The 6,762-nt window shown below is 52.4% G+C and carries 7 protein-coding genes and 2 pseudogenes; 5 read left to right on the forward strand and 4 right to left on the reverse strand.

Annotation, left to right across the window (positions count from 1 at the left end):
- Positions 1-42: 42 nt before the first annotated feature.
- From HMPREF2954_RS07730 to HMPREF2954_RS07740, 3 genes are all read right to left on the reverse strand, one after another.
- Positions 43-579: a porin family protein gene (locus HMPREF2954_RS07730; protein ID WP_003767081.1), complete on the reverse strand. Its 537-nt coding sequence runs from the start codon at positions 577-579 to the stop codon at positions 43-45.
- Between the two features lie 433 nt (positions 580-1,012).
- Complete coding sequence (locus tag HMPREF2954_RS07735; RefSeq protein WP_070689076.1) at positions 1,013-2,245, reverse strand: PilT/PilU family type 4a pilus ATPase; 1,233 nt, start codon at positions 2,243-2,245, stop codon at positions 1,013-1,015.
- A gap of 169 nt (positions 2,246-2,414) precedes the next feature.
- On the reverse strand, positions 2,415-3,461 hold the full coding sequence (locus tag HMPREF2954_RS07740) for a type IV pilus twitching motility protein PilT (RefSeq protein WP_045074036.1): 1,047 nt from the start codon (positions 3,459-3,461) through the stop codon (positions 2,415-2,417).
- Between the two features lie 179 nt (positions 3,462-3,640).
- On the opposite strand from HMPREF2954_RS07740, the gene HMPREF2954_RS07745 reads away from it, so the two are divergent.
- Together HMPREF2954_RS07745 and HMPREF2954_RS13265 are read left to right on the forward strand one after the other, a co-directional pair.
- On the forward strand, positions 3,641-4,348 hold the full coding sequence (locus HMPREF2954_RS07745; RefSeq protein WP_045074038.1) for a YggS family pyridoxal phosphate-dependent enzyme: 708 nt from the start codon (positions 3,641-3,643) through the stop codon (positions 4,346-4,348).
- Positions 4,345-4,470, forward strand: a pseudogene (locus HMPREF2954_RS13265) (RNA-binding protein); the annotation flags it as partial. The gene HMPREF2954_RS07745 and the pseudogene HMPREF2954_RS13265, both read left to right, overlap by 4 nt.
- Before the next feature lie 106 nt (positions 4,471-4,576).
- On the opposite strand, the pseudogene HMPREF2954_RS13025 reads toward HMPREF2954_RS13265, so the two are convergent.
- Positions 4,577-4,693: pseudogene (locus HMPREF2954_RS13025) on the reverse strand (IS5/IS1182 family transposase); the annotation flags it as partial.
- Between the two features lie 27 nt (positions 4,694-4,720).
- On the opposite strand from HMPREF2954_RS13025, the gene proC reads away from it, so the two are divergent.
- From proC to dksA, 3 genes are all read left to right on the forward strand, one after another.
- Positions 4,721-5,518, forward strand: a complete 798-nt coding sequence (gene proC, locus HMPREF2954_RS07750) for a pyrroline-5-carboxylate reductase (protein ID WP_045074040.1) — start codon at positions 4,721-4,723, stop codon at positions 5,516-5,518.
- 2 nt (positions 5,519-5,520) lie between these two features.
- Positions 5,521-6,075: a YggT family protein gene (locus tag HMPREF2954_RS07755; protein WP_003759775.1), complete on the forward strand. Its 555-nt coding sequence runs from the start codon at positions 5,521-5,523 to the stop codon at positions 6,073-6,075.
- 193 nt (positions 6,076-6,268) lie between these two features.
- Entirely contained in the window at positions 6,269-6,685 is a 417-nt protein-coding gene (dksA, locus tag HMPREF2954_RS07760; protein ID WP_003767066.1) for an RNA polymerase-binding protein DksA, read from the forward strand.
- The last annotated feature ends 77 nt before the right edge of the window (positions 6,686-6,762 follow it).

Below are 6,762 nucleotides of genomic sequence, written 5' to 3' on the forward strand. Positions count from 1 at the left end.
CAGATTTACGGTTTCAGACGACCTTTGTCTGTTTAAAAAAGATTATTTGAAGCGGTAGCCGACAGTAGCCATGTAGCTGTTGTTGTGGACTTTCAAATTGTCTTTTTTATAACGGGTTTGCTCCCATTCGGCACCGACTTCGACATTCGGTGCAACGGCGTATTTCGCGCCTACGCCGTAGCCGAGGCCGTTCATATTGTTGCGTTTTGCGCCCAGATTGTCGAAGCGGCCGTAGTGGTAGCCGACCTTACCGTAAGCCAGCGCATTGTCGGTCAGGCGGTAGCCTTGGACGTAGGAAACGTTGGCATCGACTTTTTGTTTCGCATTGCCCGCGATTTTGCGGTGCAGCGGTTTAACGCCGGCTTCAACGCCGCCAATCCAGTTGCTTTGTCCGAATTGTGTGTTGTAGCTGCCGCGTACGGCAACGTCGCCTTTGGTTTTTTCGTTCAGATTAACGTTGCGCACATCACTTTTGGTTGCGCCCGCGCCGACTTCCAAGCCTGCGCCGGTAAAAGAACCGTCAGCGAAAGTGATGGCGGAAGCGGTAGCCAATAAAACAGTCAGTAAGGTTTTTTTCATGATAATGCTCCTTCACGGATAAACAGGAAGCGTGTTTCTGCTTCCGACGAATCCAGTATCGGATGCTTGCGGATGAGCCGCAACCGCCTTTGCCGAGGCGTTACCCATCTTCTCAAGTGCTTAACGTTTGTAATTCATTGAAACGGCTGAATTTGTATCGCCCGAAATGTTGAGGTGTACGATTTATAATTTGCGTAAAGTGCGATGAAAAGTATGAAGATTTATGAACCTTGCTGTGTGGAGAGGGGTGCGTTTGGCAGCGGAGGCGGAGTGCGGAGAAAATGATAAAGGCTTAAATGGCGGTTTACATTGGTCAGTGTGGCTTTATTGCCATAAGAGTGAGAAAGGTCGTCTGAAAACTGGGTTTTTGGGTTTTCAGAAAACTGGGTTTTTGGGTTTTCAGACGACCTTTGTTTTGCCTGAAATTGGGTGTTTACGAAATCAGGTTCAAATCGCTGATGCGGTCGTAGAGGCGGTCGGGGTCGTTGCCTTCTTCGTGCATTTGGATGCGCAGGCGCAGGTCGTTGGTGGAAACGGCTTGACGCAGGGCTTCGTCGTATTCGATTTGACCTTGGATGTAGAGTTCGAACAGGTGTTGGTCGAAGGTCTGCATGCCGTCTGTGCCGGAGCGCATCATGAGTTCGCGGATTTCCATGAGTTCGCCTTTGAAAATCAAATCCTGCATGGCGGGTGTGTTGAGCAGCAGGTCTACGACGGCGGTACGCTGGCTGCGGTTTTTCTTGATGGCGAGGCGTTGGCCGATGATGCCGGTCAGGTTGAGCGCCAAATCCATGAGGACTTGTTTGCGTCGGTCTTCTTGGTAGAAGTTGATGATACGCTCGATGGTTTGGGCGGCAGTGTTGGCGTGGATGGTGAAGACGCACAAGTGGCCGGTTTGGGCAAGCTGGAGGGCGTATTCCATACTGGCTTCGCTGCGCACCTCGCCGATACAGACGACGTCGGGCGCTTGACGCATCGCGCTTTGGACGGCGATTTTCCAGTCGTTGGTGTCGATGCCGACTTCGCGCTGGGTGAAGATGCTGCGGCGGGGTTTGTAGATGAATTCGATCGGGTCTTCGATGGTGACGATGTGGCCGGGCATTTTGTGGTTGCGGTAGTTGAGCATGGATGCCATGGTGGTCGATTTACCGGAACCGGTCGGACCGGCAAGGATCAGCAGGCCGCGCGGGGAAAGGGAGAGGTCTTTGAGCTTGGCGGGCAGGCCGAGGCTCTCCATTTCGGGGATTTCTTGGTTGATGCGGCGCAAGACCATGCCGACGCGGCCTTGTTCGTGGTAGGCGTTGACACGGTAACGGGTGTTGCTGCGGGATTGGACGGAGTAGTTGAGTTCCCATTCGCGGTTGAAGGTCTCAAGCTGCTCGGGGTTCATGGTGGATTCGACGATGGCGGCTGTGTCTTCGCCGGTCAGGGCTTTGTGCGGGACGGGGGTCAGGGTGCCGCTGACTTTGACGGCAGGCGGGAAGCCTGCGCTGATGAAGATGTCGGATGCGCCGCGTTTTTCTGCTTCGACGCACATGCGGTCGAGCAGGGGATGGAGGTGTGTGCCGATTTCGGCGGGGGTGGGGATGTGCGGCGGTTGGTTTTTTTGCGAGTAGGCTTGCACCATTTCGCTGAGTAAGTCGTGTAAAGGAGTTGTTTCGCTCATTTTGTGTACTCTTTATCAGTAAGTGAATATTGAGACCGGCGGGCGGTTTGTTTGTTATTGGGTGTTGCCTGCCTTGCGGAGGTCGTCTGAAAACGGGAAACGGGTTTCCTCGTTGTGTAAACTGCGTTTTCAGACGACCTGGTTTGTTCCCGATAATGGAATGTGTTTATCAGACGATGGTCATGCTGTCGCTGTTTTGCGCTTTGCTGCGGGCTACGTCGGGGCTGATGGTACCTTGGCGGACGAGGGTTTGCAGCGCTTGGTCGAGGGTTTGCATGCCGTGTGATTGACCGGTTTGCAGCGCGGAGTTGATTTGGGCGATTTTGTTTTCGCGGATCAGGTTGCGCACTGCGGGGGTGGAGATGAGGATTTCGTGTGCGGCGACACGGCCGTTGCCGTCGCGGGTTTTCAGCAGGGTTTGCGAAATGACCGCGCGCAGGGATTCGGACAGCATGGAACGTACCATTTCTTTTTCGCCGGCAGGGAATACGTCGACGATACGGTCCACGGTTTTGGCGGCGCCGGTGGTGTGCAGCGTGCCGAATACCAAGTGGCCGGTTTCGGCGGCAGTCAGCGCGAGGCCGATGGTTTCGGGGTCGCGCATCTCACCCACGAGGATCACGTCGGGGTCTTCACGCAATGCGGAACGCAGGGCGTTGGCGAAGCTGTGGGTGTGTTGGTGCAGCTCGCGCTGGTTGACGAGGGCTTTTTTACTTTGGTGGACGAACTCGATCGGGTCTTCGATGGTGAGGATGTGTGCGGGTTGGGTTTCGTTGATGTAGTTGATCATCGCCGCCAGCGTGGTGGATTTACCGGAACCGGTCGGACCGGTTACCAATACCAAGCCGCGCGGGTTGTCGGCGATTTTTTGGAAAATACGCGGGGCGCGCAGGTCTTCCAGTGTCAATACGGTACTCGGAATGGTACGGAAGACGGCGGCAGGACCGCGGTTGGAGGTAAAGGCGTTGACACGGAAACGGGCGACGTTGGGCAGCTCGAAGGAGAAGTCCACTTCCAAATCTTGTTGGAACAGTTTGCGCTGATGGTCGTTCATGACCGAAGTGACCATGTTGCCGACTTCTTCGGCGGACATTTCGGGCAGGTTGATGCGGCGGATATCGCCGTGAACGCGGATCATGGGGGACATTCCGGCGCTTAAGTGAAGGTCGGAAGCTTTGTTTTTGACGCCGAAAGCGAGTAAGTCGGTAATCTGCATAATGTGGCCTTGTTTTAGTTTAGAATAATGAGGCGGAACCCGATTTAAAATGCGGACGCGGAATGCCGGGCATTTCCCTGTTCAGGTTCCGATAAATTGTATTATTTTAAATACATAAACCGTTCAGACCAAGTAAAATTTTCAAAATCGCTGTAATTGATGTAATAAAGGAAGAAATCATGTCGGTATTGCAACAAAATTATACGGAGGTGTGCCGCCGCATTGCCGAAGCCGAGCAAAAGGCGGGCAGGCAGGCGGGTGAAGTGGGTCTGATTGCTGTCAGCAAAACCTTCCCTTCAGACGACATCCGCGAGGTATATGCTGCAGGGCAGCGTGATTTTGGTGAAAACTATATTCAGGAGTGGTACGAAAAAACGGAAACGCTCGCGGATTTGCCCGACATCGTTTGGCACATCATCGGCGATGTGCAGTCGAACAAAACCAAATTTGTCGCCGAACGCGCGCATTGGGTGCATACGATAGGTCGTCTGAAAACCGCCCGCCGCTTGAGCGAACAGCGTCCGTCCGAAATGCCGCCTTTGCAGGTGTGCATCGAAGTCAATATCGCGGGCGAGGAGGCGAAACACGGCGTTGCGCCCGATGAGGCGGTCGCGCTGGCGGTGGAAGTAGCGAAGTTGCCGAATGTGGTTGTACGCGGATTGATGTGTGTCGCCAAAGCCGACAGCGATGATGAAGCATTGCGCGTTCAGTTCCAAACCATGCAGAAACTGCTTGCCGACCTGAACGCGGCGGGTGTTCGCGCGGATGTGTTATCGATGGGGATGTCCGGCGATATGCCTGTGGCGGTCGCGTACGGCGCAACGCATGTGCGCATCGGCAGCGCGATTTTCGGCAGACGGGAGCAAAAAGGGAAAGACAGTCAATAAAACAGATTATCTCGGTTGTTTTGCTTTGTTTGACGTTAACGGGTTGTCGGTTGATGGGCTGGTATCCATGTGAGTCCTTGTCAGGCTGGTGTAAGCCCAAAAAGCCGGCGGCAATAGATTTTTGAAAAAAACAGGGTTTATACCGAACATCGCTGCCTGAAAGCGTCCGTTGGTAAAAAGGTCGTCTGAAATTTTCCGCTTTGGTGGGAACGGCATTTCAGACGACCCCAAGTATAGTGGATTAACTTTAAACCAGTACGGCGTTGCCTCGCCTTGCCGTACTATCTGTACTGTCTGCGGTTTCGTCGTCTTGTCCTGATTTAAATTTAATCTACTATAAAATGTATTTCATTTAAAAATTTAAGGAAATTTATGAACATCTACTTTTTAGGCGGCGGCAATATGGCGGCCGCCATTGCGGGCGGATTGGTCAAACAGGGTGGATACCGCATTCACATCGCCAACCGCGGCGCGGAAAAACGCGAGCGTTTGGCAAAAGAATTGAATGTTGAAGTTTCTGAATCCCTGCCCGAACTGCATTCAGACGACGTTTTGATTCTTGCCGTCAAGCCGCAGGACATGGAAGCCGCGTGCCGCAACGTTCGTGTCAACGGCGCATTGGTGCTATCCGTTGCCGCCGGTTTGTCTATTGATACCCTCAGCCGCTACCTTGGCGGAACGCGCCGAATCGTCCGTACCATGCCCAATACGCCGGGAAAAATCGGTTTGGGCGTATCCGGCATGTTTGCCGAAGCCGAAGTATCCGAAGCCGACCGTGCTGCCGCCGACCGGATTATGCGTTCCGTCGGTTTAACCGTTTGGTTGGACGAAGAAGACAAGTTGCACAATATCACCGGCATCAGTGGCAGCGGCCCCGCCTACGTCTTTTACCTGCTCGGCGCGCTGCAAGCCGCCGCTCAGGCGCAAGGGTTTAGCGAAGAAGATGCCCGCGCCCTCAGTCTCGCCACGTTTAAAGGCGCAGTTGCCTTGGCAGAGCAAAGCGGCGAAGACTTCGCGAAACTGCAGCAAAATGTTACTTCCAAAGGCGGAACCACCCACGAAGCCATCGAAACGTTCAAATCATGCTGCGTCGCCGAAGCCATTGCCCAAGGCGTGGAAGCCTGCGTCAAGCGTTCGCAGGAAATGGCACAACAATATAAGGTCGTCTGAAAATGCGCGGAGATTTATTGATATTGCTTGCCGACGGCATCGTTATCTTGTGTTTGGCACGTCTCTTCCTGCAAGCGGCGGGATTGAGTGAAAATCATGCGCTCTTGGCGTTCAGTAAGCGATCAACCGATTGGCTGGTCAACCCGCTGCATAAAATTCTGCCGGTTAAAAAATACGACCCAGCCTGCCTGTTGTCAGGACTGTTGTTATATTACATCGCATTCACCTTCATTACTTTAGTGGCGCAGCCTACCGCATTCAGCGCAAAAATCATCATCGCCAATTTTATACTGGCAGTATTGAATACAATTAAATCAGCGGCTTATGTGTTGTTGATAGGGTTGTTTATCCGCATGGCGCTCAGTATTAAAGATCCCTATTCCCAACTTTCCGTCGCGCTGGAAAGGATATATCGTCCCATACTTTCTCCCGTACAGTTTTTAAAGTACGGACGCTACGATTTTTCAGGTAGTATATTGGCATTATTACTGTGGATCTGGTTAAGCAGTCTATCGCCCCAAATTACCCGCCAAATCAACTTGTGGCTACTGCAATAGACAGCAAGTTCATTAAGAATTTGCAGTATGACGTAAGCAAAATGCAAAAAAGTGAAAATCGAAAACACGACTGTGAAAACATGGTATCATGCCGCCATTTCCAAACGGGCTTGAGAAAAGAAGTCCTAAGAAATCAATAAAATAAACCACTTGAGTAGCATTTTGTTTTCCGCAATAGATTGAAAGAAAAATTATGGCAAAGCTGACAGAACAAGACATTTTGAATTGGGACGGCCCGGAAGAAGACTACATGAATAGTGACCAGTTGGCATTCTTCCGCGAACTGCTGGTAAAAATGCAAGACGAACTGATTGAAAACGCATCTGCCACCACCGGCCACCTGCAAGAACACGAATCGGCTCCCGATCCTGCCGACCGCGCTACTCAAGAAGAAGAGTACGCGCTGGAACTACGCACCCGCGACCGTGAGCGCAAACTTCTAGGTAAAGTACAAGCAACCATCCGCAGTATCGACGAAGGCGATTATGGCTTCTGCGCGGATACCGGCGAGCCCATCGGTCTCAAACGCCTCCTTGCCCGCCCGACTGCGACACTTTCCGTGGAAGCACAAGAACGCCGCGAACGCATGAAAAAACAGTTTGCCGACTAAGTATAACGAAATCGGCTGATCGAATTAGACAGTAAGAAAATGAAAAGGTCGTCTGAAATGGATTTCGGACGACCTTT

It is taken from the genome of Neisseria sp. HMSC067H09 (assembly GCF_001814135.1).
Taxonomy (GTDB): Bacteria; Pseudomonadota; Gammaproteobacteria; order Burkholderiales; family Neisseriaceae; genus Neisseria.